The organism is Myxococcales bacterium (genome assembly GCA_016706225.1).
Taxonomy (GTDB): Bacteria; Myxococcota_A; Polyangia; order Polyangiales; family Polyangiaceae; genus JADJKB01.
The window spans coordinates 609,670-636,418 of sequence record JADJKB010000022.1; the positions used below are offsets into that span (position 1 = coordinate 609,670).

Annotated in this window: 22 protein-coding genes and 2 tRNA genes; 10 read left to right on the top strand and 14 right to left on the bottom strand. The window is 66.6% G+C overall.

Annotated elements, in window-relative coordinates:
* Positions 1-36: 36 nt before the first annotated feature.
* Positions 37-2,007: a hypothetical protein gene (locus tag IPI67_33725; GenBank protein ID MBK7585137.1), complete on the top strand. Its 1,971-nt coding sequence runs from the start codon at positions 37-39 to the stop codon at positions 2,005-2,007.
* A gap of 1 nt (position 2,008) precedes the next feature.
* On the opposite strand, the gene IPI67_33730 is transcribed toward IPI67_33725, so the two are convergent.
* Entirely contained in the window at positions 2,009-2,725 is a 717-nt protein-coding gene (locus tag IPI67_33730; GenBank protein MBK7585138.1) for a hypothetical protein, read from the bottom strand.
* A 44-nt stretch (positions 2,726-2,769) separates the two neighbouring features.
* Complete coding sequence (locus tag IPI67_33735) at positions 2,770-4,440, bottom strand: formate--tetrahydrofolate ligase (GenBank protein ID MBK7585139.1); 1,671 nt, start codon at positions 4,438-4,440, stop codon at positions 2,770-2,772.
* Between the two features lie 67 nt (positions 4,441-4,507).
* On the opposite strand from IPI67_33735, the gene IPI67_33740 reads away from it, so the two are divergent.
* Positions 4,508-5,671 carry a thiolase family protein gene (locus IPI67_33740; GenBank protein ID MBK7585140.1) on the top strand — a complete coding sequence of 388 codons (1,164 nt, stop codon included), beginning with the start codon at positions 4,508-4,510 and terminating at the stop codon, positions 5,669-5,671.
* Positions 5,672-5,680: 9 nt separating this feature from the next.
* Here the strand turns inward: IPI67_33740 and IPI67_33745 are convergent, their stop codons facing one another.
* Positions 5,681-6,283: a hypothetical protein gene (locus tag IPI67_33745; protein ID MBK7585141.1), complete on the bottom strand. Its 603-nt coding sequence runs from the start codon at positions 6,281-6,283 to the stop codon at positions 5,681-5,683.
* Between the two features lie 530 nt (positions 6,284-6,813).
* Here IPI67_33745 and IPI67_33750 point away from each other — a divergent pair.
* Positions 6,814-7,263, top strand: a complete 450-nt coding sequence (locus tag IPI67_33750; GenBank protein ID MBK7585142.1) for a hypothetical protein — start codon at positions 6,814-6,816, stop codon at positions 7,261-7,263.
* Positions 7,264-7,266: 3 nt separating this feature from the next.
* On the opposite strand, the gene IPI67_33755 is transcribed toward IPI67_33750, so the two are convergent.
* Entirely contained in the window at positions 7,267-7,416 is a 150-nt protein-coding gene (locus IPI67_33755; protein MBK7585143.1) for a hypothetical protein, read from the bottom strand.
* 384 nt (positions 7,417-7,800) lie between these two features.
* On the opposite strand from IPI67_33755, the gene IPI67_33760 reads away from it, so the two are divergent.
* The gene (locus IPI67_33760; protein ID MBK7585144.1) at positions 7,801-9,294 is read left to right on the top strand and encodes a serine/threonine protein kinase; all 1,494 of its coding nucleotides are present in this window, start codon (positions 7,801-7,803) and stop codon (positions 9,292-9,294) included.
* Here the strand turns inward: IPI67_33760 and IPI67_33765 are convergent.
* Positions 9,288-9,962, bottom strand: coding sequence for a dual specificity protein phosphatase family protein (locus tag IPI67_33765; GenBank protein ID MBK7585145.1), 675 nt, complete (start codon positions 9,960-9,962; stop codon positions 9,288-9,290). The two genes, IPI67_33760 and IPI67_33765, sit on opposite strands and share 7 nt — an antisense overlap.
* 100 nt (positions 9,963-10,062) lie before the next feature.
* Between IPI67_33765 and IPI67_33770 the strand changes: the two genes are divergently transcribed.
* The gene (locus IPI67_33770) at positions 10,063-11,358 is read left to right on the top strand and encodes a hypothetical protein (protein ID MBK7585146.1); all 1,296 of its coding nucleotides are present in this window, start codon (positions 10,063-10,065) and stop codon (positions 11,356-11,358) included.
* 31 nt (positions 11,359-11,389) lie between these two features.
* Here IPI67_33770 and secF read toward each other — a convergent pair whose 3' ends face one another.
* From secF to yajC, 3 genes are read right to left on the bottom strand one after another with little or no spacing between them, the layout of a single operon-like run.
* A complete protein-coding gene (gene secF, locus IPI67_33775) occupies positions 11,390-12,616 on the bottom strand; it encodes a protein translocase subunit SecF (protein MBK7585147.1) in 1,227 nt (408 codons plus the stop codon).
* A gap of 4 nt (positions 12,617-12,620) precedes the next feature.
* Positions 12,621-14,729, bottom strand: a complete 2,109-nt coding sequence (secD, locus tag IPI67_33780) for a protein translocase subunit SecD (GenBank protein ID MBK7585148.1) — start codon at positions 14,727-14,729, stop codon at positions 12,621-12,623.
* 4 nt (positions 14,730-14,733) lie between these two features.
* The gene (gene yajC, locus IPI67_33785) at positions 14,734-15,000 is read right to left on the bottom strand and encodes a preprotein translocase subunit YajC (GenBank protein ID MBK7585149.1); all 267 of its coding nucleotides are present in this window, start codon (positions 14,998-15,000) and stop codon (positions 14,734-14,736) included.
* A 454-nt stretch (positions 15,001-15,454) separates the two neighbouring features.
* On the opposite strand from yajC, the gene IPI67_33790 reads away from it, so the two are divergent.
* The 3 genes from IPI67_33790 to IPI67_33800 all read left to right on the top strand — a co-directional run bounded on the left by IPI67_33790 (position 15,455) and on the right by IPI67_33800 (position 18,377).
* Positions 15,455-15,526 (top strand) — tRNA-Val (locus IPI67_33790).
* A 37-nt stretch (positions 15,527-15,563) separates the two neighbouring features.
* The gene (gene thrS / locus IPI67_33795) at positions 15,564-17,570 is read left to right on the top strand and encodes a threonine--tRNA ligase (GenBank protein ID MBK7585150.1); all 2,007 of its coding nucleotides are present in this window, start codon (positions 15,564-15,566) and stop codon (positions 17,568-17,570) included.
* A gap of 45 nt (positions 17,571-17,615) precedes the next feature.
* Positions 17,616-18,377 (top strand): translation initiation factor IF-3, encoded by a 762-nt coding sequence (locus IPI67_33800; protein ID MBK7585151.1) that lies wholly within the window; start codon positions 17,616-17,618, stop codon positions 18,375-18,377.
* 66 nt (positions 18,378-18,443) lie between these two features.
* Here the strand turns inward: IPI67_33800 and IPI67_33805 are convergent, their stop codons facing one another.
* Both IPI67_33805 and IPI67_33810 read right to left on the bottom strand, forming a co-directional pair.
* Positions 18,444-19,838, bottom strand: a complete 1,395-nt coding sequence (locus IPI67_33805; GenBank protein ID MBK7585152.1) for a serine/threonine protein kinase — start codon at positions 19,836-19,838, stop codon at positions 18,444-18,446.
* Positions 19,839-20,048: 210 nt separating this feature from the next.
* Positions 20,049-20,837 (bottom strand): phosphate/phosphite/phosphonate ABC transporter substrate-binding protein, encoded by a 789-nt coding sequence (locus IPI67_33810; GenBank protein MBK7585153.1) that lies wholly within the window; start codon positions 20,835-20,837, stop codon positions 20,049-20,051.
* 81 nt (positions 20,838-20,918) lie between these two features.
* Here IPI67_33810 and IPI67_33815 point away from each other — a divergent pair, with 81 nt between their 5' ends.
* Positions 20,919-21,230 carry a hypothetical protein gene (locus IPI67_33815; protein ID MBK7585154.1) on the top strand — a complete coding sequence of 104 codons (312 nt, stop codon included), beginning with the start codon at positions 20,919-20,921 and terminating at the stop codon, positions 21,228-21,230.
* 151 nt (positions 21,231-21,381) lie between these two features.
* Positions 21,382-21,457 (top strand) — tRNA-Ala (locus tag IPI67_33820).
* A gap of 97 nt (positions 21,458-21,554) precedes the next feature.
* On the opposite strand, the gene IPI67_33825 is transcribed toward IPI67_33820, so the two are convergent.
* The 4 genes from IPI67_33825 to tldD form a co-directional block, all read right to left on the bottom strand.
* The gene (locus IPI67_33825) at positions 21,555-23,327 is read right to left on the bottom strand and encodes an N-6 DNA methylase (protein MBK7585155.1); all 1,773 of its coding nucleotides are present in this window, start codon (positions 23,325-23,327) and stop codon (positions 21,555-21,557) included.
* Positions 23,328-23,420: 93 nt separating this feature from the next.
* The gene (gene pdxA, locus IPI67_33830; protein MBK7585156.1) at positions 23,421-24,392 is read right to left on the bottom strand and encodes a 4-hydroxythreonine-4-phosphate dehydrogenase PdxA; all 972 of its coding nucleotides are present in this window, start codon (positions 24,390-24,392) and stop codon (positions 23,421-23,423) included.
* Positions 24,393-24,394: 2 nt separating this feature from the next.
* Entirely contained in the window at positions 24,395-25,108 is a 714-nt protein-coding gene (locus IPI67_33835) for a response regulator transcription factor (GenBank protein MBK7585157.1), read from the bottom strand.
* An 85-nt stretch (positions 25,109-25,193) separates the two neighbouring features.
* Complete coding sequence (gene tldD, locus IPI67_33840; protein ID MBK7585158.1) at positions 25,194-26,639, bottom strand: metalloprotease TldD; 1,446 nt, start codon at positions 26,637-26,639, stop codon at positions 25,194-25,196.
* Positions 26,640-26,749: the final 110 nt, after the last annotated feature.

A 26,749-nucleotide genomic window follows, 5' to 3' on the forward strand; every position in this document is an offset into this window, starting at 1 on the left:
CCCCGAGCCAGCCTGCCCCTGCTAGGCTCTGGCCAGATGCTTGGCAGCGGTTACATCGGCCAGGTCGTCGGACTCCGTTTTGGTGAGTACCTCGGCCGGCAGATCGCCCTCGGCGCGTGCCACGACGACAACGACGACGACATCGAACGCCGCCCGTTCCGGGAGCTGATCCCCACGAGTCAGCTGCCGCGCGCGATCGATCTTCGGCCCTGGATGACCCCGGTGGAGGAGCAGGGTTCGATCGGCAGCTGTACGGCCAACGCCGTGGCCGCGGCGCTCGAGTATCTGATTTTCCGCGAGCGCCGCGCGCACGTCGATCTCTCGCGTCTGTTTCTCTATTTCAACCAACGGCTGTGGGACGACCGGGTGCGGGAGGACACCGGAGCGTCGCTCGTGAGTGCCATTCGTGTGCTCACCCGGCTCGGGATCTGCCGCGAGCTGAGCTGGCCCTATCAACCCGATCTCTTTGCCGTGCAGCCCGCCGAGGCCGTGTATCGCGAGGCCACCCAGCACCGCGCGCTGGACTGGTGGAGTGTGCCCGTGAACGGCGACGCAATGCGCGGCTGTCTGGCGGCGGGGTTCCCCATTGCGTTCGGGACACGCGTGACGGAGTCGTTCGTGAAGACGTCGCGCAGCGGTGAGTGCGGTTTGCCCAGCGGCGCCGACGACAAAAAACACGGACGTCACGCGCTGCTGTGTGTCGGCTACGACGACGCACGACGGGTGTTCATCGTGAAGAACTCGTGGGGCGACGACTGGGGTGACCGCGGCTACGTCTACATGCCCTACGACTACGTGCTCAATCCAGACTGGACCCAGACGGGCTGGGCGATCCGGCTCACGACCCGCGACGCCTTCGACCCCCGGGAGCCGCCCGCCGTGAACGTGGTCACCGCGCCGAGAGCGCCGCCCGGTGGGGGCGGCAGTGCGGGTGGCGTCGCGATGGTCGCCAACATGGGCGCCCAGGTCGCGGTCGGCGCCATCACGGGCAGCCGCTTGCTCGGGGGTCTCGCGGGTGGACTGATCGCGGGACTGACGCCAGGCATCGCGCGGGTCGTGCGGGGTCGCGACCGGGGCGCGTACGTCGATCGTGATCGGAGCGACGAGATCCTGTCGCAGCTCCGCGCCGGTGGAGCGCCGCCACCTTCGGCGCGGCGCATGCCGTGGGACGACGGTCTCGACGAAGAGGCGGCCGGGATGCGGGTAGCGGGCCGCGCCCAGCCGCCCCACGTGCGTCCCGCGACGAGCGCGCGCGACGAGGCGGGGGCCGGCCCGAACACCATTGCCGGCGACGCGACCAACCTCGGACCCATCGCGGCGGTCATCGCCCCCATCGCAGTCGCAGCCGTGCCCGTCGGAGTCGCGGTTGCCCCTGGCGTCGGTGGCTTCGCGCCGCCACCGGCCGTCGTGCCGTGGCGACCGACCGGCGTGCCCGTGAAGGAACCCACGCCCACCCCACCTGCAACACACGCGGACTTCGTCACGCGCATGCCGAACGCGATCGCGGAGGTCTGGCGAGAGAACGGCGGCAGAACTGGCAGCCTCGGCGCGCCGATGTCGGAGTCGATGCGCATGCAGGACGGCGGCTGGGCGGGCAGTGTGGTGCGCTTCGAAAAAGGCGCCGTGTTTGCCTGGGACCCTCCGAGAGACAGCCCGCGCGCGAAGCCCTTTGCCATCACCGAGGAAGAGCGCGCTCTTGGCCGCTGGGTCGAGCTGGGTGCGGGCCGCTCTCCGCTCGGTTGGCCGATCGCGCCGGTGCAGCTCGCTTCGCTCGGGCGACTGCTCTGGTGCACCCGGGGGTTGCTGTTCGATCGCGGCGCCGCGGACGTGTATGCCCTGTTCGGCTCACTGTTCACCCACTGGCAAGCGCTGGGCGGCCTGACCAGCGATCTCGGCTCGCCGATCTCCGATCAGGAGGTGCCGGAAGATCCCAGCACGCCTCAGAGCATGCAGTTCGAGCGCGGGCGACTCTTCTGGTCGGCAGCGCGCGGTGCGTGGCGAGAATGACTCACTGACAATCGTAGGTGGTCGCGAGCGGTAAGCAGAACTTGCCGAACGAGTTGCACTCGTACTTCGGCGGGCAGTCGGCCGGTTTGTCGCAGGCTCGCGTGCAGATGAACGGGTTCGACACTGGACCAAAGGCAAAACACAGGTTGCCTTCGCACTCCTCACCCGCATGGCCGTCCCCGGTCGCCACACAACACGCGCCGACCTCGTTCGGGCCGAGCTTCCACTGGTTGGCAGGGATGCATTGGGGCACTCCGACGGGCTCGCACTGACCCGCCGACTTGTTGCACTGCATGTTCGGCGCGCTGTTGCAGGTGGTGTCTTGTGAGCACGGGTCGCTGCACATCTTCCCTCCGCCGAACTCGAGGCAAGTGCGATAACGACACTCGGAGTCACTCGTGCAGCAGTAACCCGTGGGCAGCGACCCGTGTGGACCGGGGCCGACGCCGGTGCCTCCGCCCGAGCCGCCGATGCCTGCGCCACCGCCCGAGCCACCTCCGACACCGCTGCCCGCAGTCCCACCGCTGCCCGCCGCTCCACCGGTCGACCCCGAGCCGCCGCTGCTTCCGCTGCCCGCGCTGCCTCCCGCCGCGCTCGTACCGCCGCCGCCAGCGTCGGTGTTGCCATCACCCACCGTCTGCCCTTGACAGCCCGAGGCGAGGACGAGCAGCCCGAACAACGCGGTTCTTCGCACGCGCACAGCGACCACGGACGCCATGCTGGCAGAGAACCCGCGGTCGGGCCAGCGCCCCCCCAAGCGCCTCACCGGAGCCCGACGATGCGGCCGTCCACCACGTCGATCTTCTCCGAAGCCGGAACCTTCGGCAGCCCCGGCATGCGCATGATGTCCCCGGTCAGCGCCACCAGGAAGCCTGCGCCCGCGTTGATCTGGATGTTGCGCACCGACACATCGAAGTCCGTCGGGCGACCGCGGCGGTTCGGATCGTCGGAGAGTGAGTTCTGCGTCTTTGCCATGCAGATGGGCAGGCCGGCGTACCCGAGTCGATTGATGTCCTCGATGTCCCGCGCTGCTGCGGGGAGGATCTGCACGTCGGTCGCTCCGTAGATCTTCTGGCAGATGGTCCTGATCTTCTCGGCAACGGGTGCGTTCCAATCGTAGAGCGGCTTGAACGGCGGAAGCTCTCCCTGGGTATGGGCAATCAAGGTGCGCGCCAGCTCGAGCGCACCAACACCTCCGCGTGCGTGGTGATCCGTCAGCGCAAACGGGGTCTCCGTCTGCTCGCAGTAACGCCGCACGACCTCGATCTCCGGATCGGTGTCGGTGCCGAAGCGGTTGAGCGCGACGATCGGGATCTTGCCGAAGCCGCGGATGTTCTCGACGTGTTTCGCTAGGTTTGGCAGCCCGGCCTCGACGGCCACCGCGTTCACCGCGCCGAGCTCGTCCTTCTTCACTCCGCCGTGCATCTTGAGCGCCCGCACCGTGGCCACCAGGACCACCGCTGCAGGATCGAGCCCGGCGCCCACACACTTGATGTCGAAGAACTTCTCCGCCCCGAGGTCGAAACCAAAACCAGCCTCGGTGACCGCCCAATCCGCGTGGTGCAGCGCCATACGCGTCGCCAGCACGCTGTTGCAGCCGTGAGCGATGTTCGCAAACGGCCCGCCGTGGACAAAACACGGAGTTCCTTCCAGTGTCTGGACCAGGTTGGGCAGGAGCGCTTCTTTCAGGAGCGCCAGCACGGCGCCCGTCGCCTTCAGCTCCCCCGCGGTGACGGGACGCCCCTCGAAGGTGAACGCCACGAGTGTGCGATCGAGCCGGCGCCGGAGATCTTCGTAACTCTCGGCGAGACACAGCATGGCCATGATCTCGGAGGCGGCGGTGATGTCGAAGCCCGTCTCCCGCGGAACGCCTTGCATCACGCCGCCGAGGCCGATGATCACGCTCCGCAACGCACGGTCGTTCATGTCGATGACGCGCCGCCAGAGCACGCGTCTCGGGTTGATCTCGACACCTGACGAGAAGTGGATGTGATTGTCGAGCACCGCGGCCAAGAGGTTGTGCGCGGCCGTCACCGCGTGAAAATCTCCGGTGAAATGCAGGTTGATCGACTCCGCGGGCATCACCTGGCTGTAACCGCCTCCCGTCGCGCCACCCTTCATGCCCATGCAGGGTCCGAGTGACGGCTCGCGCAACGCGAGGCACACCGACTCACCGAGCTTCGACAGCGCCTGTCCCAGACCGATCGTGGTTGTGGTCTTGCCCTCGCCGGCAGGCGTCGGAGTGATGGCCGACACCAGCACGAGCTTCGCGGGCTTCGCCCGTTTGCGCGGCTCGGACAGGACCGAGAGCTCGACCTTCGCCTTGTCCCGCCCGTAGGGCAGAAGGCGGTCGGGGTCGATGCCCAGCCGTGCGGCGATCTCACTGATGGGGCGCGGTGTGACCTCGCCGGAAATCTCTGCGTCGGACTTCATCGGCGGATGATACCGCCTTGCTCGCCGGGGTGGGCCGGCGTAAAGCCGAGGCCGATAGGAGCTCCGCATGACCGACATCGCCATCATCGAAGCCGTCCGTTCAGCCGTAGGTCGCGCCCACAAGGGCTCGCTCGCCCTCAAGCGCCCCGACGAGCTCGCGGGAGACGTGATTCGCGGGCTTCTGGCCCGAGTCCCGGCCGTGTCACCGGCGCAGATCGACGACGTCGTGCTCGGCTGCGCCATGCCCGAAGGTGAGCAGGGGCTCAACGTGGCACGGCTGGCCGCCATCTTGGGGGGCCTCCCGGTCGAGGCGAGCGCGATGACCATCAACCGCTTCTGTTCGAGCGGGCTACAGGCCATCGCCCTCGCAGCGGGAGCGGTGGCCTTGGGCCATCACGACATCGTGATCGCGGGCGGCGTCGAGAGCATGAGCACCGTGCCGATGACCGGCAACAAGATCAGCGCAAGCCCGGAGCTCATGGAGCTGATGCCGAGTGCCTACACTCCGATGGGCATCACGGCGGAGAACGTGGCCAAACAGTTCGAGGTCAGCCGCACCGTGCAGGACGAGTTCGCGGTGAAGAGCCAAGAGAAGGCCGCCGCGGCGCGCAAGGCCGGCAAGTTCGAGGACGAGATCGTGACGGTGCAGGCCATCGAGTTCGCGAACGGTCAGCGCACGAAGCGGGACTTCCGCAACGACGAGCTGATCCGCGAAGGTGTGACGCTGGAGGCGCTCGGCCAGCTCAAGGCGAGTTTCATGCTCGGTGGCAGTGTGACGCCCGGGAACGCATCCCCGTTGTCGGACGGAGCGGCCGCAGCGCTGATCATGTCGAAGGAAAAAGCCGCCGAGCTCGGCCTGAAACCGAAGGCCTGGTTCCGCGCGTTCACCACCGCGGGTGTGGACCCGGCCATCATGGGCATCGGGCCCGTGCCTGCCGTGAAGAAGCTGTTCAAGAAGACCGGGCTGTCGATGAAGGACATCGACGTCATCGAGCTGAACGAAGCCTTTGCGGCGCAGGCGGTGTACGTGCAGCGCGAGCTCGGCATCCCGGACGACAAGCTGAATCCTTGCGGCGGAGCCATCGCGCTCGGTCACCCGCTCGGGTGCACCGGCGCCAAGCTCGTCGCAACGATCATCCGTGAGCTCGAGCGCCGCGGCAAAAAGCGCGGCATCGTCAGCATGTGCATCGGTGGCGGCATGGGCGCCGCGGGGTTGATCGAGCTCGCCTGACGCCTGACGTCACGAGCCGCACTCGAGAGCGCAGCGCGTCGAGATGCAGCTCAGGTAGCCGGAGAACGCGGGCTTTCCCCCCGCATAACTCGGGCAGGCGGTGTCCGCACAGGTCAACAGCTCACCCAAGCTGAAGGCGGACTGGCACTCCGGCGCTGACGAGAGACAGTTCATCAACCCTCCGCAGCTCGCGTTGTACGCACACGCTTCGGCCTCGGTGCAGCACTGGCTCGCGAGACACGCGTCACAAGTCGGGTCACCGAGTTGCACAGAGCACGTGCCGGCGGCACCACCGGTCGCGCCATAACCTCCCGTTGCGCCGTAGCCTCCGGTCGCGCCGTAACCTCCGGTCGCGCCGTAACCTGCGCCGCCTCCCGTTGCGCCGTAGCCTCCGGTCGCGCCGTAGCCTGCGCCACCGCCCGCGCCGCCGCTGCCGGCCTTTCCGCCGGAGCCGCTACCGCACACCACCTGGCACTGCGCGAGCGACGACCCGGAGCACAGACACATGTCCTTGCAAGTCGAACACGCACCGCAGGTCGGCGCGTGACACGAACCGCCACTCACGCCGCCAGCCCCGGCGCCGCCGCCCGTTGCGCCACCAACGTCAGTCACGGGGACGGCGCAGCCGACCCACAGCAAGAATGACAAAGCCCACCCGGCACGAGGCAAATCCCTCCCGATCATCGAAAGCACTCCTTCCAACGCGCACGACGGCACCTGCTCGCACGTCGCGCGGTGGTGTGAATCAGCTCGGCGGTCTCCGATGCCGCCCACTCTCGGTGCATTCACCCGATGCACATACACCGCGCACTTCGGCCGACGAGCCGCCTGCGAACCTCTGCCCGACGCTGACCTCGCTCTGCTCGCGTCCCTCGAGCTCTGAAAAGTGCCCGCCCCGGCCCACATCCCGCGGCGCGCATTCGTGTTCGTCGGCGACCCCGCGAAGCGCGACGGAAATGCCGGATCCCCTACGGCCTTCGCAGGAAATGCCGGTCGGGCGCCCAAGCGCCGCCCGTCCATCGCGCAGACAAACTCAACGATCTCGGCCGCCGACGGCGAGAGAGTGAGCAGCCCTGCACTTGGGCACGCGCAATGCACCACCCCCTGACCCCAACCGAGGGGGCCCGAGCAAGGAGGTACTCATGTACTCCATCGCAACCCTCAAGGCAGTCGCGGCCGTGGTGTCGCTGGGTCTGGGAGCGGGCGCCGTCGCCATCACCGTCGGCATCCAACACGACCCGATGCTCTTCACCAGTGGCACACAACGCATCGACGTGCCGTATGCACCGCGCGCAGCCCCGATCGGCCTGCCACCGGTCGCAGTCATCGTCGAGCCCGAGCCGGTTCCAGCGGCGACGGTCGCCACGGACGAGCTGAAGGCTGAGACCGCCAAGACGGTCGAACGTGTCACGGCACCAATGCAGACTGGTGCACGGGTTGCGACACCGACGCGAGCAACTCCGACCAAGAACGCCATCACGCCCGACGAGAGCATGGAAGATCGGGTGATCCCGGCGCCCTGCAACCACGGCGAGTATCGGAAGCTGGACGAAAACCAGGGTGTGCGCCTGCTGTGCCCGGGGCAGTTCTGAGCATCACTTCACGAAGCCGACGTCGCACCCGAACTTGATGTCGATGGACGCCTGCGAGTCCGCTTGCACCGCCGCGCAGGCGCCCGGGCACAAGTACATATCGTCGTTCTCCACGTAGAACGCCCCAGCGTCACACTCGACGAACATCTTCACCTAATGATACAGATCCGAGCCCCGGTGCCCTTCGTGTACTCGATCTGAATCGTGTTCGGGTCGAGCGTCTCCCCGGCTGGCGCCGTGGGAAACGGAAAATCGCAAGCCACGGTGACCTTAATCGCGAGGGGAGTCATCGAGCGGGTCGAAAACATCAGGGCCCTCCGGGGTCGAACCTCGCAAGCCGCATACCAACGGTGGCCCGCCGAGATTGCCCGCGATTTCACCAAATGGTTGGGCCGCGTCCAGACGCCCCGTCTCGCCTCATCCGGACCGGTCCCACCTGAGACGACATCGGAGGCCGGCACGATCGCCGCCGACAAATTCGCCGAATGGAGGACTCTGCTGTCCGGCTCCGCTACACTCTCGCCGACTGGGGATGTCGTGTCGGTAGAGCTCGGAGAGGTGATCGACGGCAAGTACCGCATCGAGCGACTGCTCGGTGAGGGCGGCATGGGCGCGGTCTTCGAGGCCGAGAACGTCCGCATCCGCCGCCGGGTCGCGATCAAGCTGCTTCACCCCGCGGTCGCCGAAATGGGGTCTGCCGTTCAACGCTTCGAGCGCGAGGCGCAAGCCGCCGGTCAGATCGGCAACGATCACATCCTGGAGGTGTTGGACCTCGGCATCCTCCCCGATGGCTCGCGCTACATCGCGATGGAGTACCTGGACGGGGAGCCGCTCTCGGCGCGCATCGAGGCGCAAGGGAAGATCCCGGCGCGACCACTGGCAGACCTGATGCTGCAGGCGCTCGAGGGTCTCGCCGCGGCCCACCGCGCGGGCATCGTTCATCGTGACCTCAAGCCCGACAACATCTACATCTTGAAGGAAAAGGCGGGCCGGCGCGATTTCATCAAGCTGATCGATTTCGGCATCTCCAAGTTCCAGAAGGGCGGACCCGAGGGCATGCAAATGACCCACACGGGGGCGGTGCTCGGGACGCCGTATTACATGTCACCGGAGCAGGCCGCCGGTTCACAAGCGGTGAACGCAACGACTGATCTGTATGCCCTCGGTGTGATCCTGTACGAGGCCGCCACCGGCCGGCGCCCCTTCGAGTCCGACTCGTTCCAGCAGCTCTTGTTCCAGATCGTGCTCGGGGAGCCGCCGCACCCGAAGACGTTGAGCCCCGAGCTGGATGACGGTTTCGTCACCATCATCTTGAAGGCGATGTCACGGGATCCCGAGCACCGCTTCCAGAGTGCTGACGAGTTCATCGGCGCACTCAACGAATGGATCGCGAGCGGCAAGTCCGTGCACGTGGCGCCCAAATCGCACATCAATCCTGCCCTCGCCGGCATCGTTGCGCCGACGCTGCTCCAGGAAAACTCTCCGGTGGCCGGAGTGACGGCGGGCAACGACACGTCCGCCGCGAGCACGTGGGCGCAGTCGCAGTCCTTCGCGCCGCCGACCCAGAAGAAGGCGGTGCTCCCGTTCGTCCTCGGTGGTGGGGCCCTGGTGGCGCTGCTCGGCGTCGTTGCCGTAGTCGTGATCGCGCGCGGCGGCTACAAACCCGCCGCCGCTGCGGTGGATGCGCCAGAAGCCGCCGAGTCGGCCGCACAAGCCGCGAATCCTGAAGTTCCTCCAGTGCCGGAAGTGCCGACGGTCGTTGCGGATACGACCTCCGTCCCCGCAGCGCCGACCAACGTCGCCCTGCCGACTCCTCCACCATTTCCACACCTCCCGACGCTGCCGAAGACCGGTCAGGGCGTCGCACCACCGAGCGTCAGCGTCGCGGCAGCGCCGCCCCCGGCAGCGACACCAACACCCGCACCCGTTGCCGAAGCGCCACCCCCGCCGCCAACCCCACCTCCGCCACCCGTTGCGCCGAAGCCGCCCAAACCTCCCCCGAAACCTCAAGGCAACGACTTCGGTTACTGACGTCGCCCCGGCCCACGGGGATTCGCTGGCGGCAGTCCAGCTGCGCTCCGGATCTTTTCGACGTCCAGCTCCCGAACGTAAGTGATCAGGTTCTTCCAGATCGCGTGGAAGCCGAAACCTCCTCCCGTCATCTCGGCGATGGCTTCGTCTTTGCTCCAGCCCTGGACCACGATGCGATAGACCGCCGTCATCGTCCCCGTTCGATCCGCACCGTGCTGGCAATGCACGAAGATCGGTTGTTTTTCGGGATCGGTCGCCAGCTTCAGAAATCTCACGACGTCCTCGTCCTCGGCGTGCCAGGCCTTGAAGCTGATGTGTTCGTAGCCGAGCGGCAGTGTGCCGAGCTTCGATCGGTCCGAGGTCACCGCGCGCAGGTTGATCACCGTCTTGATGCCGAGCCTCGAAAGCTCTGCCATACCCTCCGCCGTGGGCTGCGCCCCGCGGTAGTAGCCGTCATTGACGCGGTGCAGGTTGGGCAATCCCGGCCTGTCGAGCCGTGCTGCCCAGGTTGCTGGCCGGCGCGGAGCCTCGGCGTCAGCTGCTGGATCACCGAGCCCCCGCTCGGTGCCCTCGGCGCCTGGCGCTTCGCTGCGTCCGACGGCGGGCGTCGTCGCACACGCGGCGACGAGCACCGTCAGGCCAATCCATTCGAGAAACCTGGGGCTCAAATCGTGGACCTTTCAGCGCATTGTGCCCGACCTTCTCGCGCAGAGCACGCCGCAAGATGGGAGACATTTGCCGCGAGCCGCGCGACAATGCTCGGTGATCGTGTCTGCGACTCCGCCATCACAGCTCACCGTCGGGGCCGCCGCGCTGGTGTTGGCCGCCGGATGCTCGCTCACCAACGAGCTGGACTCGCTCGCAGGCGAGGCCGACGCCGCCGCGGGCGGCTCGAGCGGAGTAGGAGCCCAAGGGGGCTCTGGCGGGCAGAGCGGCGCGAGCACAGGCGGGGCCGCCGGAAGCTCGGGAGGGTCGGCGGGCGTAGCCGGCAGTGGCGCAAGCGGAGGCGCGGGAGGCAGCGGGGGAGGAGTCAGCTGCGACCCGGGCGAGACCGACTGCGGCGGCAAGTGTGTGACGACCGCTACGGATCCGAACAACTGCGGAGTGTGTGGCTTTGCGTGTGGAGCGACGACCTGCAAGAACGGTGTCTGCGGTACCGAATCAGTAGTGTCGACCTCGTGCCACGGAGTCGCCGTCAACGGTTCCGAGATCTACATGACCCGCTACGGCTCCGGCACACACGCCGATGCGGGGCTCTACCTCGCGGACCTTGGCGGCGCACCGACGCTGCCCGTGGGCGCCACGCCGGCGGCGGTCGGCACCAAGTACTGGGGCGCGTCGTATCTGGCCTACGCCGCCGGCGCAGTATTCTTCGCTACGCACGAAGTCGACGGGGTGTGGCAGTACGCGGCGTCGAACACGACGTCGGTCCTGCAAAGCAACGGTCTCGGCCCCTGGGACGTGGCCGTGGGTGGCAACGACGTGTACTGGACGGGCACCACGGCCCACACCATCCATCGCCGAGCCGTCAACGGCGGGACCGCTCCCGAGGTCGTCGTCACGTTTGCCAGCGCGTCGCCCCGGCATCTCGCGCTGGCCGGCAGCAAGGCCTACGTGACCGACGACGCAGCCGGCGACCTCTGGGAGGTCGACACCACGACCAAGAGCCAAACGAAGATCTGGTCGGGGATGAGCCAACCCTACGGGATCGACGCGAGCAGCGCCTCGGGCGATGTGCACCTGGTCGTCGCGCGGAAGAACGGTGCAGACCTGCTGGAGCTCCAGGCTGGGATCTGGACGCTGCTCAAAATGGCCGATCTAGCGCCGCCCGGCACCACCGCATTTCGTGGCGGCGATGTGGCCATCGTCGGCGACTACGCCTACTGGACGCTGCGGGTGCCCGGCGCCACCGGCCGGCTGATGCGCCGCCGAGTCGACCGTTCGGACGCTGCACTCATCCTCTGGAGCAACGACTCCATCGACGCAATCGGGCTCGCCAGCACCGGCACCCACGTCTACTTCTGCACGGGCGCAGAGCTGAGACGCATCCGCGTCGCGCTCTGACGCGCCCTTCGCCCTTCGGGCGAAACACGACTCAGACTGCCGGCACGGCCTTGCGGCCCTCGCCGATCTTCTTCTTCTTGCCGACCTTCGCGAAAAGGGTGTGATCGAACCAGTCGGTGAGCGGCAACGCCACGTAGATCGACGAATAGGTGCCCAGCGTCACACCCACGATCAGGGTGAGGGCGAAGTCCTTGAGCGTGCCGGTGCCAAAAAAGAACAACCCGGCCAAGCTGGTCACGGTCGTCGCGCTGGCCAAAAGTGTGCGGTTCAGCATCTCGGAGATGCTGTGATTGATCAGGCTATTGAAGGTCCGCCCTCTGAGACGCGTCAAATTCTCCCGCACACGATCGTAGACAATCACCGTGTCGTTCACCGAATAACCAACGATGGTCAGGACGGCGGCGACCGTCGTCAGGTTCACCTCGCGGCGCGCGAGGACCAAGAACCCGAGCACCGTCACAGCGTCGTGCAGCATCGCGAACACCGCGCCCGGCGCGAAGCGCAGGTCGAAACGGAACGCGATGTAGGCCATGATGAAGACGATCGAGATGGCGATGGCCTTGAGCGCGGCGTCTCGGAGCTGCGCGCCGGCTTTCGGCCCGACCCACTCCGACCGCAGCGGCTCGCCCGGGACCTTGTCCAGGCCGAGCTTGTCGCGGAGCCCACCCATGAGCTGGTCGCCCTTGCTCATGAGCTGAATCTCGACCTTGTTGTCCCGTTCGCTCTGGAGCGACGGGTTGTTGGCACCCGGCCGTAGGGCAAGGCCACCCACAGCTTCCACGCGCTCCTTGATGAACGCCATGTCGGGGCGATCGCGGAAGCGCACGGTGATCTTGTCGCCACCCGGGCTGAACTTCACCTCGGTCGCAGTGCGGTTCGGAGTGCACACGTCCGCTGGCTGGCCTTCACCGGCACACAGGGCCCGCTCGACCTCAGTCTGCTTCTCGGCGGAGATGGTCGAGACCTCCTGGACGCGAATGATGAAGTGGTTCGGGTTGCCGGTATCCGCGACGCGGATCACGTCCGGATGTGAGAAACCCGCGGCGACGACCGCGTCGCTGATCTCACCCGAAGAGACCTCGCCGGAGAACGCCACTTCGATCTCGGTGCCACCCTTGAAGTCGGTACCGAGCTTGAGGCCGAGACCAGGGGCGAAGATGCCGACGAGAGCCGCAAGGAAAGCGGCCAGCGAAATCACCATGAAGGTGCGCCGCTGCCCCATGAAATCGTAAACGCGACCGAGCGGAATTAGGTTCATGGGGTTACCCGATGTCGAGGTGAGTCTTGCGACCGAAGCCGCGCGCCCAGAGCTCGAAGAACATGCGGTTCACCACGACCGCTGTGAAGATGTTGATGACGACGCCGACGATCAGCGTGATGGCGAACCCCTTGATTGGCCCGGAGCCGTACTGCGCCAGCACGATACCGGAGATCAAGGTCGTCACGTGACCGTCGATGATGGCCGACAGCGCTCGATTGAAGCCAATGTCGATGGCGGCCCGGGCGGTCTTCCCGGCCCTCTGCTCTTCTCGTATGCGTTCGTTGATCAGCACGTTGCCGTCGACACCCATACCGATCGTGAGCGCGATGCCGGCGATGCCAGGCAAGGTCATCGACGCGCCGAACATGGCCAGGGTCGACAGCTGCAGGAAGACGTTGATCACCACCGCGGCGTCCGCGATGAGCCCGCCCCGCTTGTAGTAGAACAGCATCAAGATCAGCACGATGCCGCTACCGAGTCCGGAGCCGCGCACGGCCAGGTTGATGGCGTCACGCCCGAGCGAGGGACCGATGCGTTGTTCGTTCGAAGGCGAGATGGGTGCGGGCAAGGCGCCGGATCGCAGCACCAGCTCCAGCTTTCGCGCATCGCGCAGCTGAATGTCCGGGTCCTGAGCGCCCATGGTGATCTGGGCATGGCCGCCCGCGATGCGGTTCAAAATGACCGGAGTGCTCTCGACGCGCCCATCGAGCATGATGGCAAAGCGCTTCTTCACGTTGGCGCCGGTGATCTTCTCGAACCCGCGTCCGCCGGACTCGGTGAAGGTGAGCGCCACGTGCCAGCCGCCCATCGTCTTGCCACCCTGTTGGTCCGGCTGGGCTTGCGCCTCCGAGACCTGAGCACCGGTGAGCTCCGCGCGGGACTTCAACAGGTAGGTCCGCCAGCCAGACTCGGTCTGCTTGAGCGTGTCGGGGTTCGTCTCGTAGACGACCTCGAAACCCAGCTCGCGGTCCGGCGGTGGAGTGAGGGTGGCGCCCCACTCCTTGAAGCGCGAGAGCGCCTCCTTGTTCTTCTCTTCGGGCTTCTTCTTCAGGTACGCGTAGGTGATCTGTTTGCTCTTCTGATCACCGTTCTCGTCGAGGCCGATGGGCGCGGTTTCCCGGGCGAACTCCAGGCCTTCAGGCAGGTTTTCCTTGGTGGCCGTCTTGGCGACCTCCGCCAGGTAGTCCGTCTCGTCGTCGAGCAGCTTGAACTCGAGCCGCGCCGTTTGGCTGATGATGTCCCGGATGTTGGCGAAGCTCGCCTCGTCCTCACCCGGCACCTCGACGATGATGTCCTCGTTGCGGGTCGAGACACTTGCTTCACGCAGACCGAGGTCGTCGACACGCCTGAGGATGATGTCCTTGGCCTGGGCCACGGCGCGATCGCGAATGCCGCTCTCGGCGACCTCGCGAACACGGAACACCCATTTGCGCTGATCGGGACTCTGGGTGAACGTGAGGTCACCGCGGAACTTTTCCAGGAAGCGTTCGTCGATCTTGGCCGGGTCGTCCTTGACCTCGAACCGGATCTCGTTGGCGGGGCGACGCGGCGCCTCGACCACGACCTTCTCGCGGAGCTTGACCAGCGTCTCTTCGCTGGGCAGCTCGTCCCCGGTGTGGAGGCCGTAGATCCGCGACAGCTCGGAGCGCATCTGCTCGTAGTAACGATCGCGCTTGTCCTTGATGGCCTCGTCGACGTCCACGGTGTAGACGAGGCGGAGCCCACCGCGGAGATCCAGGCCCGCAACCAGCCGGAACTTGTTGTGCTCCTCGACGTACTGGGGGCAGGGGAATTTGCCTCCGCTCAGCTTCTCGAGGGACGGCCACAGCACGAAAAAACCCGTGGCAAACAGGCTGAAAACGAGCCCAGCGCGCACGCGCCAGGCGGTGTCGATGAGCTCGACGGCGATGAAGGCGCTCCACACCGCGCCGACGCCGAACATGATCATCGGCCAGAAGGCGTTGAAGTATGCCGCGCCGCCACCGGAAGCCGCAAGCAGCGCGGCGAACCACAGCGAGACCCGGTGAAGGCGCTTGATGAAGCCAAGCACCAGACACAGCAGCGTAAACGCGCCGTAGACGAAGACCAAAGGGTTGATTTGCGCGAGCACTACTTCAGTCTTTCTTAGCGGGCTGCACGTCGCCGGTGTCTTTGCCGAGGAGACCGGATTTCAAGAGCTCGATCTTCACGCCGGGCGAAACCTCGAGCTTGGCGTAGCGATCTCCGACCTCGACGAGCTTTCCCACGAGTCCGGATTGGGTAAGCACGCGGTCACCCTTCTTCAATTCCGAAATCGCCGCCGCCTGTTTCTTTTGTTGCGAGCGCGACGACCAGAACATGATGAAGAGCAGGGGCACCAGCAGCAGAATCGGGAACAACATCGAGAGGCCACCCGGTTCCGCGGGTCCGCCCGGCGGGGGCTGCTGCGTACCAGCGGGCGCCGGCTGGGCCGGCTGTGCCGGCGGCGCGCCGGGTGACTCCGGGCGCCCGGGGGCGGGTGGAACGGCCTGGAAGAAAGAGGTCAACCTGATGTCTCCTGAACGGCGGTGCGAAGCTGGGGGGCAGTTGGGGTCGGCGAGAGTCCTCGGGCGCCCCGCAGTCGGCCGCGGCAGGCACCTCCCCGGCGGAGTGGCGGGAGCCCTCCAAACGCCGAAGCCGCCGGCTCATACCCAGTTTGTCGGGGGTCCGCAAGGACACGACCCACACACCAGGGGGCGGTCGAGGCAGCCCTAAACGTCGGTGCAGGACCCGGTGCGAGGCTCATCGCGTCACCTTGACACTGGCAGGACCGGGAGGTAGTTGGGTTCCCCCTGGTTTCCCAGGGTTTTATCCTCCAGGCGCGTAGCTCAGTGGTAGAGCACTACCTTGACACGGTAGGGGTCGGCAGTTCAATCCTGCCCGCGCCTACGACTTCCTTCATGATGACCGGGACCGTTTGAGCGAAATGGCGGACGTGCTTCGCACGCCGCGCGAGCTCTTGGAGGCCCGCGGGGAGCTCGCAGACGACATCGTCGCCGTGCTGGTCGGCGGCGAGCTCATGGATCTCCATACGCCGGTCGGCGAGGGCGCGGCGCTCGAGCCAGTTCGCGTGGGGAGCGCTCAGGCCCTGCAGGTGATCCGGCACTCGGCGGCGCACGTGATGGCCGACGCCGTTCAGCGGCTGTTTCCCGGCACACAGGTGACGATCGGCCCGTCGATCGACAACGGATTCTATTACGACTTCGATCGACCGGACGGCGCGTTCACCGACAAGGATCTCGATCGCATCGAGAAGGAGATGCGAAAGATCATCTCCGGCAAGAAGCCCTTCTTCCGCGAAGAGCTCTCGCACGAAGAGGTGCGCACGATGTTCTCGTCGATGGGTGAGCAGTACAAGTGCGAGATCATCGACGCGATCGCCGCTCGCGGTGAGCGCATCAGCGTGTACCGCCATGGCAGCCCGGGCCGAAAAGAGGGCACCTGGGTCGACGTCTGCGCCGGCCCGCACGTGCCACACACCGGTCACCTCGGTGCGGTGAAACTCACGACCGTCGCGGGCGCATACTGGCGCGGCGACGAGCGCAACCCGATGCTGCAGCGCATCTACGGCACGGCGTTCCCTTCCCAGGCCGACCTCGACGCCTACCTCGAGCAGCTCAAGGAGGCGAAGGCGCGCGATCATCGCAAGCTCGGTAAAGAGCTAGAGCTGACGATGTTCCACGAGTACGCGCCGGCAATGCCGTTCTTCCTGCCGCGCGGCGCCAGTGTCTACCACCGCCTGATCGAGTACGTGCGCGCGCTCTACGTCGAGTACGGCTACGACGAGGTCATCACTCCGCAGGTCTTCGACAAGAAACTGTTCGAGACCAGCGGGCACTGGGACAACTACCAAGACAACATGTTCATGAGTGTCACGCGCGACGCTTACCTGGACATCGTGTCGGGCAACCCGGAGGCCCTCGCGGCGATCGAGGGCAAGGGCAACCGCGAGTGGTTCCAGGCTTGGGTCGAGGGTGCGGTCCGCACCGGACTGAAGCCGATGAACTGCCCGAGTCATTGCTTGATCTTCGGCCAGCGCAAGCGCAGCTACCGCGAGCTACCCTGGCGAGTGGCGGACTTCGGCCGGCTGCACCGCTACGAGCGCGGCGGTGTCGTGCACGGCCTCGCACGGGTTCGCACCTTCTGCCAGGACGACGCGCACATCTTCTGCACCCCGGAGCAGATGGTGGACGAGATCAGCCGCTTCAATCGGCTGCTGTTCGAGGTCTACAACGCGTTCGCCTTCGACAAGGTCTCGATCAAGCTGGCGCTGCGCCCGGAGAAACGTGTGGGCAGCGACGACATGTGGGACCGGGCGGAGGCTGCCCTGGAGCAGGTCTTGATCGAGGCCAAGCTGCCCTTCGAGAAGCTGGACGGCGAAGGTGCGTTCTACGGTCCGAAGCTCGAGTTCCACGTCACCGACGCCATTGGCCGGAGCTGGCAGCTCGGAACCATCCAGGTGGACTATTCGATGCCCGAGCGTTTCGGCCTCGAATACATCGGCAGCGATGGCGCCGCGCACCGACCGGTGATGCTCCATCGCGCCATCTTGGGGTCACTCGAGCGGTTCTACGGGGTCTACCTGGAGCACTGCGCTGGAAAGTTCCCGGTCTGGCTCGCGCCCGAGCAGATCATCTTGTTGACGGTGAGCGAGCGACAGACCGACTACGCCCTCGGGGTTCAGGCGCAGCTCGCCGCCCGAGGCCTGCGTGTGATTGTCGACGTGAGCGCCGACAAGCTGGGCGCAAAAATCCGGAATGCGCGCATGATGCGCCATCCCTATCTGGTGGTGCTCGGCGACGATGAAGTCCAAGCTGGCACCGTCACCCCCCGCTCGCGGGAACAGGGCGACCTCGGCAGCATGTCCGTCTCCGCATTCGCGGAGCGTGTGCTTGCCGAAGCGGCTCCCCCGCGACTTACTCAGAGTTCGTAGACCTTGCGCGGTTAGCCCGCGAGAACAGGAATTGACCCCCAGCACATGTCCAACGGACGAAGATTCAGCCGTGATCCGCGGACCCCTCAGATTCGCATCAACCACCGCATCCGAGTACCGGAGGTGCGCGTCGTCGGAGAAGACGGCTCGAACCTGGGTGTCTTGGCCACCGGTGACGCCATTCGGCGCGCGCAGGAGGCGGGCCTCGACTTGGTCGAGGTCAACCCCAAGGGCACGCCGCCGGTTTGCAAGATCCTCGATTTTGGCAAGTACAAGTACGAGGAGAAGAAGAAACAGCGCGAGACCAAGCGCAAGCAGACCGTCGTAGAGGTCAAGGAGATCAAACTCCGCCCGAAGACCGACGATCACGACATGGCCGTCAAGGTGCGAGCCGCGCGCAAGTTCGCGGAGGCGGGCAACAAGGTGAAGTTCACGGTTCGCTTCCGCGGTCGTGAGATCACCCATCCCGAGGTCGCGAGGCGGCAGCTCGAGCACTTGCTCAAGCAGGTCGAGGATCTGTGCAACCTCGAGCAGCACGCGATGATGGAAGGCCGGGCGATGGCAGCGGTCGTCTCCCCCAAGCCGCAGGTGATGCAGCGAGTCGCTCAGGAGCGCGCGCAGCGAGAGAAGGACCGGGAGAAAGCCCGCGAAGAGGGGCGCAGTGAACCCTTCAACGCCGCGCCCGAGGAGGAGCTCGAAGAAGAGCTTCACGAGCCCGACGACGATGACGACGACGACGACGACGACGACGACGATGACGGCGGCGACGGCGACGGCAACGACAACGACGGGGGCAGCGACGAGTGATGAGATCCCGTGGCGCCGAGAGGCGCCACGGTCGCGTCGGCGCGCTGCCTGATGGCAGCTCCGCGCTCAGCGCTTGATCAGACCCATGATGCTGGGCGGGAGCACACCGGCGAAATAAGCGCCGAGCACTCCGCCAATCAGCACGAGCACCAGGAAGAACGCGATCAATCCGCCCTTGCCACCCGACTTCGGCGGAGGCGGTGCGACCGACATTGGCCCGACGCTGGGCAGCGGACCCGACGGCGGCGAGTTGGCGACGACCGCGGGCGGCCGACCCGACTGGGCGGGCGGGCGAGTCGACGGACCGCGGTGGCGACCCGAGAGGGTATCGTCTTCGAGCGCGGCGAGGTTGCCGAGCTCGAATGACGCTGGCGACGGCCCCGGCTCGGAGACGGACAGCGGCGCCGCGCCGAGCGCTTCGCCCCAGTCTTGTCCCTCGTTGAACGAACCCAGATTGAGCGGCGCGGCACCGAGCTCCGCGCTCGAGCGATCGCCACTGTCACCACCTTGCAACGAGGTGAACTCGAACAGCGCCTCTTCGATCAGCGAGCCGATGATGGAGCGTTTGTCCGCCCTCTCGCGCTGCTTGACGTCCTCGCGGCTGCGGACGATGGGTTCGACCAGCTCCGCGATGTCGAAGGAAGACACCGGATTGCCGGCGTGAAAGAGCAGATTGTTGAGGTCGCGGCCTAGGTCCCGCGCGGTGTTGTAACGCTGGGCCGGATCCCGAGCGAGAGCCTTGGCCAGCACGCGCTCCAGCTCCGGCGTCGCGTGAGGATGAAACTGCTGGATCGGCGGGATGCGAGCGCTCTGAACCTGCCGGACCGTATCGAGATCGCTGTCACCCAGGAACAGCCGCCGACCGGCCAGCATCTCCCACAAGATGATGCCGACCGCGAAGATGTCAGTGCGGTGGTCGATGCGCTGACCCAACGCCGCCTCGGGTGAGAGGTAGCTGAACTTGCCCTTGATGATCCCGGGCTCACTCTTTTCGAGCTGGCTGTTGGCCTTGGCCAGACCAAAGTCCACAATCTTGACCTCGCCGTGGCGCGTGATCAGCACGTTCGGCGGCGACATGTCGCGGTGCACGATGCCGAGGCTGACCCCGCGACCATCCACGGCTTCATGTGCGTACGAGAGGCCCTCGCAAATGCGCAGACAGATCAGCGCGGCCAGCTCGAGGGGAAACGGCCGCCCGCCGCGGCGCGCTTGATCGATGATGGCCTTGAGATCGGCGCCATCCACGTACTCCATGACGATGAAGTAGGTGTTGTCGCCGACACCAATGTCGAAGACCTGGACGCAGTTCGAGTGCGACAGGTGCGCCGACAGGCGCGCCTCGTCGAGGAACATTCCGATGAACTGCTTCTTCTCCGACAGGTGCGGGAGGACGCGTTTGATCGCAACCGTCTTCTTGAAGCCCTCGAGACCCGCGCTCTCCGCGCGGAACACTTCGGCCATGCCACCCGAAGCGATCTTTTCGAGGACTCTATATCGTTGTTGCTGGGCCATCGCGGTGCGCAGCGTCGAGGACGGAGACGCGGAAATCCAAGCGCGAAAGGCAGCCTAGGCGCCCGCAGGAGCGGGGGTCAAGAACGAGGATCTTTGCTGATTTTACCCAAAGCGCAACATCGAATCGACACACCGAGCGGCGCTCCGGACACCGACGACTCAGGCTTTCGTTTCGCTGAACCGGGCCAAACGACGCAGGAGGTCGAGGTGACCATCGGGTACTGGATCGAACTGACTCGCCTCGAACAGCGCGCGGCTCGCCTCGTCTTCACGCATGGCCACGAGCGCGGCTACGAGCTGCCGGCGCACGGCGGGGTCAACCCGGCGGCTCACGGCAATCACGTCGCCGGGGATCGGCCCCACCAAGAGCAGCACCTTGGCGACCGAAGGCCCGCCCAGGGACAACCACGGTGCCGAACCCAGCTTGCCGGTCACCGGGTCGAGGCCCACGTGTGTGGCGCCGAGGTCGACGCGACCTTCCAGGACCGCCCGGGTCACGGCCTCGTGGGTGTCGAGCAAGAGCTCCTCGGCGAAGGCCTCCGTCAGGGCCACACCCATCGAACGCAGGTGCCAGCGCGGGACGAAGTAGCCGGAAGCACTCTCTTTCGACACCCATGCGACTCTGGCCTGGCGTAGCTCTTCGGGTTTGTGGATCGGACTGTCGGCCTTGGCGAAGAGGGCACTGTAGTAGCCGGCCCGCGCCGAGCGATGGACGACGACGGCGCTGGTGGCGGCACCGCTGTCCTCGAGATCGATCGCCACCAACGGCGGGGCCCAGATCAAGTCGAGGTGCCGGGCGCGCGACTCCTCGACCATCTCGGGGTAGGTGCCAAAGACCCGCGGTTCGATGGCAAGTCCCGTGACCTGGGTGAGCTTCGCGCAGAAGCGAGCCAAGGCCTCTGCGCTCGGAACCTCGCCGGAAACGATGGCAAATGTGAGAGCTGACACCCGCGGTCGAGTCTATGCCCCGGACGACGGCGAAAGTCACCCGCTCGGTGCCACAGCCAAAGGTGTGCTATGAACCGGCACATGACCGAGCACTCTCACGACGAGACCGAGGGCGTCGTCGTCTCGCATCTGACGGAAGAACCCGACGAGCTCGCTGCGGACGAACCGCGCACGCCCGGCTGGATGCCCCTGCTCGGAGGCACGCTGTTTCTGGCAGCTGCGATCTTCTTCGTCGCAACCCAGCCCCCCGGCAAGACCTCGGAAGAGTTGCAGAGCGCAGCCCGAGCCGCGGCCGAAGAGGCCAAGGCCAAGGCCGCACCGCCACCGGCGCCCGCAGCGCCCGCCATGCCCATGCCCGCGCCCGGTGGACAACCACCGAAGCAAGGCGGTTGAGGCAGCTGAGCCCGCCGGTCGGCGGGCAAGAGTAGAAAACTGGAGAAGCCGGGACCGGAACACACGAACCGGGCCGCACCCGTGCAGCACGCGCGACGCAGAAAACGCTCGCCTTTGTCGGCATCCCATGCAATATCCCGCGTCCCGTTTCGGGGTCGTAGCTCAGCTGGGAGAGCGCCTGGATGGCATCCAGGAGGTCTGGGGTTCGATCCCCCACGGCTCCACCAAAGCAATGAATTCGAACCGACCTCCGCGACCTCGAGGAGGTTGAGGCGCTCGAGCTTGCGGCGGGCCCGGACGCAGGGTCTTCGGCTTCGCCCGCCCTCAACTTCGCGGCGCTCGGTCCGCGAGGAACGACAGCACCGCGGCTCGCTCCTCCGTTCGGAGCGAGAACAGGTCGAAGATCAGCTCGTCGAGCCGTGACCGGAGCTCCTGGCTCGTTCCCGAATTCGTTGCCTGGTGCGTGAGCTGACTGATCTCGTGGCGCTTCTCCGGGTGGTGCGGCGGTGCGGGCAACGCCCGGAGGTGCGCCACTTTGACCTGCGGGAACACCGCCTGGCGTGCGTCGCGGCGCGCAGCCAGGTGCAGCGCGCGATAGAGCGAGCTGTTGAGAAGTGCGACGGCGAACGCCGGCGAGATGTCCTCGTGCTGAAAACCCGCCAGGAGGGTGTTGCGAAATGGCAGGCCCGTGTGCAGCGCGGCGATGGGGAACTTTGCGGTTTGGCGCACCACGAAGCGCGCCCGCGCGAAGTGCTCCGGCGGGCGCAGTCGACAACGCGAGCGCGCGAGCACGCTGGGCTCTGGCCACAGGAACAAGCGTGGCGCGCCGACGTGAAACTCGGAGACTCGTTTGCCTTCGAGCAGCGGCACCGTGTGCCGCTCGTCGGGAGCATCAGCCCACAAGAACAGCGAGCTCGCGACCTCACCCGCGCTCTGGAACCCCAGCTCACCGAACAGCTCCCGCGGCAAACTCGGCAGGCTCGACATACGCGAGAGCACCTCCGGAACCGCGATCTCGGCCGCGAGCGCGCCCGCGCGCTGCCGCTCGACGAGGCGAAAGGGCCGCCCGTCCTCGGCGCCGCTCCCGGGCGCCGCGATCAACGCAAAACAGGGCTGCGTGACCCCTTCGAAGGCATCCTGTCCGAACTCGAGCAGCGGCTCGACCGGTGCGTGAGAAACGCCGAGTGCACGACGCACCGGCCGGTAACCCTCGAGATCGGCGAGGGGGCTGGGAACGACCAACGCGATGATGCCGGTCTTCGCCAGCTCCGTTGCACGCTCCACGAACAGACCGTGCAACGTCGGGTAACCGCGGAATGCAGAGAAGGCCTCGCTCAATCGGCGACGCTCCTGACGCTCGAGCGGTTGCGCCGCGCGCCCCGCGAACGCAACCCACGGCGGATTGCCCAGCACCACATCGAAGCCCGCGGCCGTGTCGCCGTCGAGCTCGTGCTCCCAGCCGCGCTCGAGCGCGTCCTGCACCACGAGGCGTCGCCGGAGCACCCGCGGGTCGAGCGTGCCGTCATTGCACCAGAGCCACAGCACAGCCTCCGCCACCGCCACTGCGAGCGGGCTGATGTCCGCGCCATACAGACTGCGCTCGAGCACCGAGCGCCGCAGCGCGCGGTCGGCGGGCGCAGGCGCGGCGAGCTGACGCGCGGCTTCCAGCAAGAACGCCCCGCCGCCCAGCGCAGGGTCACAGATGCGAAGCCCGACCCGCGGCCCCCCGGCCGCGGCGAACGCAGCGGTCGTCACCGCGCGCGTGAGCGTCTGCGGTGTGTAGTAACTGCCGCTGCGCTTGCGACCGTGCACCTCGAGCGTGAGCTCGTACAGCTGCCCGAGCTCGTCGACCTCCGCCGTCGCGAAGTGGAGGCGCAGCGCATCGAGGCCGGGCCCCGTGGCTGGCACGACCTCAGCCTCGAAGATCCTGAGCCTCCGAAGGAGCGTTGGCTCGAGCCCACGCTGCTCTGCCAGAGCACGCGCTGCCAGACACACCACGGTGCGACGCCGAACCTCGGGTGAGACGTCGGCTGCAAGCTCAGCCAAAGAGCGAGCTGCGAGCGCCCCAAGCCCGCTCGAAGTCTTCAGCGTGCCCACGGACGTGAAGCCTAGGCGAGCGGACTGCGGATGGATAGCCCGCGCGTGCTGGCTGAGTTCCGCGAACGGAGCACCGATGCAGCGATCCGCCAGCTAACCCACGAGCTTGGCGGCCAGCTTCATCGCTGCGAGCATGCCACCGGGATCGGCGACTCCCTTCCAGGCAATGTCGTAGCCGGTGCCGTGATCCACGCTCGTGCGCACGACGCTCAGGCCCATGGTCACGTTCACGGCGTCACCGAAGGCAACGAGCTTGAGGGGAATCGTCGCCTGATCGTGGTACATGGCCACGACCCCGTCGTACTCGCGTGCGAGCGCCCGACGGTAGGCCGTCTCGGCACCGACTGGACCCACGACGGCCACCCGCGTTCCGAGCGCGCGCTGGGCGGCGCGCATGCCGGGCAGGATCGCCGTGCGTTCTTCCGCTCCGAGCAGCTCGCCTTCTCCCGCGTGGGGATTCAGCGAACACACCGCCAGCGTGGAGCGTCGTCGACCCTGACGCCACAAGAGCTCGGCCAGCGCCACGATGGCAGCTTTCACTGCCCGAGGTGTGATCGCGCGCGGCACCCGCGAGAGCGGCAGGTGTGTCGTGACCAAGCTGGTCGTGAGCTTCGGTGAAGCGAAACACATCACGACCGCTTTCGCCCCGTCGCGCTCCGCCAGGTGCTCCGTGTGGCCACGAAAGCGGCTTGCACCCGGCGCCCCTGAGCCCGCAATCGCCAGCTTGCTGACGGGCCCAGTGACGAGGGCACTCCCGACGCCAGCGCGAACCAGATCGAATGCGATGTCGATGTACGCCAGCGCAGCGACTCCGCTCGCTGATGTTGGTCGCCCCGGACGCCGATCCCGCGCCGCGAGGGGCGGACCGACGTGCAACACCCGCACCTGGTTCTTGCGCGCGTCGTGGGCGAAGGGCACGAGACGCGCCGGGTCGACCCGCATGCGCTCCGCAGCCAAGACGAGGCAGCGAAAATCGCCCACGAGCACGCACGGCGCGCCGAGCTTCGCCGCGGCTGCCACCGACACCTCGGGACCAATGCCGGCGGGACAGCCGGTGCTGACGATGATCACGGTCGCACCTCCGAGCTTGGTGGTTCGGAAGGCGGCGGCGGCAGCTCTGAATCACCACTCGTGCTCGCCTTTGCGGTCAGACCCGCCGGAGCGCGCAACTTGTAACCCGCGCCACGCACCGTCTCGAGCGGCAGCGCATCCCCGAGCTTGGCGCGCAGGCGCCGCACGTGAATGTCGACCGTGCGCGGGCCACCTTCGTAACGATTGCCCCAAACCCGCGCCAAAAGGTGCTCTCGGCTGTGAACTCGGCCGCGGCGTTCGCACAAATACGCGAGCAGCGAGAACTCTTTTGCGGTGAGGGTCACGATCCGACCGTGCGCACTCACGACGTGTGCGGCCTTGTCGACCACCAGTGCGCCCACTTTGAGATGCTCGTCCGTCGAGAACTCACTGCGCCGCCACTCGATGGCTCGAATGCGCGCATACAGCTCCTCCGGCACGTAGGGGTGAAGCACAAAATCGTCGAAGCCGCTCGATGGCTCCACCCGTGCCAGCTGCCCCACGGTCAGCGCGATCAGCGCGCCAACTCCGTCGAACGAACTCTCCTTGCGCACGGCCCGCAGCGCCGCGATCGCCAGGTCCGGGCGGTCCAGCGCTTCGAACACGAACGCGCGCGCACGGACCCCGCGCGCCTCGTCGTCGTCCTCGACCAGGTTCAACGGATCGTCCCACAGGTCCAGGGTGCGCACGTCTGCCCCGAGCTGCCGCAGCGTGGACGCAGCTCCGTCTTCCCGCTCTAGCAGCGGACCGTGGCCGATCACCCCCACGAACGTGCGAGAGCGCCCGCCGCGTGGTTCAACCGATCTCGGTGCCACCTACGGTGATTTTCTGGATCTTGATGGTTGGGCAACCAACGCCGACCGGGACACTCTGGCCATCCTTGCCGCAGGTCCAAATGCCGTCCGAGACCTCGACGTCGTTGCCGAGCATGCTCACGTCGCGGAGTGTCTCGGGACCATTGCCGATCAGGTTCACACCCTTGAGCGGAGCCGTGAGCTTGCCATCTTCGATCAGGTAACTCTCGGTCAGCGAGAACACGAAGTCACCGTTCGAAATGTCGACCTGACCTCCACCGAAGGTCTTGGCAAAGATGCCCCGCTTGACGCTCTTGATGATCTCCTCCGGGTCGTGTGGACCCGCCAAGAGCACCGTGTTCGTCATGCGCGGCATGGGCACACAAGCAAAACTCTCGCGCCGCCCATTGCCACGCGGAGACACCTTGAAATGCCGCGCGGACAGCCGATCTTGCATGTAACCGCGCAAGACGCCGTTCTCGATCAGCACGCTCTTCTCCGGCTCGACGCCCTCGTCGTCGACGTTGATGGAACCCCGGCTCTGGAGGAACGTCGGATCGTCCACCACCGTGCACAGCTCACTCGCGACCGGCTTGCCGACCATGCCGGTGTAGTTGCTGGTGCCCTTGCGATTGAAGTCGGCCTCGAGCCCGTGGCCGACCGCCTCGTGCAACAAGATGCCGCTGTCACCGGGAGCGAGCACTACCTCCATCTGGCCGGCGGGCGCTTGTTTCGCGCCGAGCAGGGTGAGGGCTTGGCGCGCGGCTCGCTCGGCGTGCCACTCGGGCGTCTTGTCGTCGAAGTAGTGGAGCGTCATCCGCCCGCCGCCGCCGCTCGAGCCCGACTCACGCTTGCCGTTCTCCTCGGCGATGGCGCGGACGCTGAAGCGCATCAGCGGTTGCACATCGTGGGCGAGGCGCCCGTCGCTCGTTGCGATGAGGATCTCGCGGATCTCCTCGGCGAAGCTCGCCTCGACCTTCAGAATGCGCGGGTCGAAGGCGTGCCCGGCCTTGCTGGCTCGCTCGAGCATCGCCCGCTTCTCCGTCCCGGCAACGTCGATGGTCGCCACGGGCAGGTCGTAACGACCGGGCAACGAGAGTGATTCGAGCCGGGCCGGGGGGGCCTTGCCCCCTTCATTGGCGATGCGCTGGGCGGTCTCGGCCGCGCGTTTCATGGACTCCCAGGTGAGGTCCTCGGTGTGCGCATAACCGGTCGCATCGCCGCGCTGCACCCGCACGCCAAGGCCCATGCTCACGCCTCGAGACGCGCTCTTCGTGATGCCCTCCTCGAACACGAGGCCGCCGCCGGCGCGGTACTCGAAGAACAAATCGGCGTAGTCGCCGCCCCGCCCGAGGGCGATGCCCAGGAGCTTCCTGCAGATCTCGGCGTCGACGGCGAAGGGTCCGCCGGACGCAAACGGGGCCCGGTAGCTGCTCTCTGCGATCATCGGGCGAGACGATGAAGCGACTCGCCCCGAGCCGCAACCGCTGGCGAGAAGCGCAGTTAGAACCCCCAAGACTCCTCCCCACCCGCCCGAAATCTCAAGTCAATTTGACG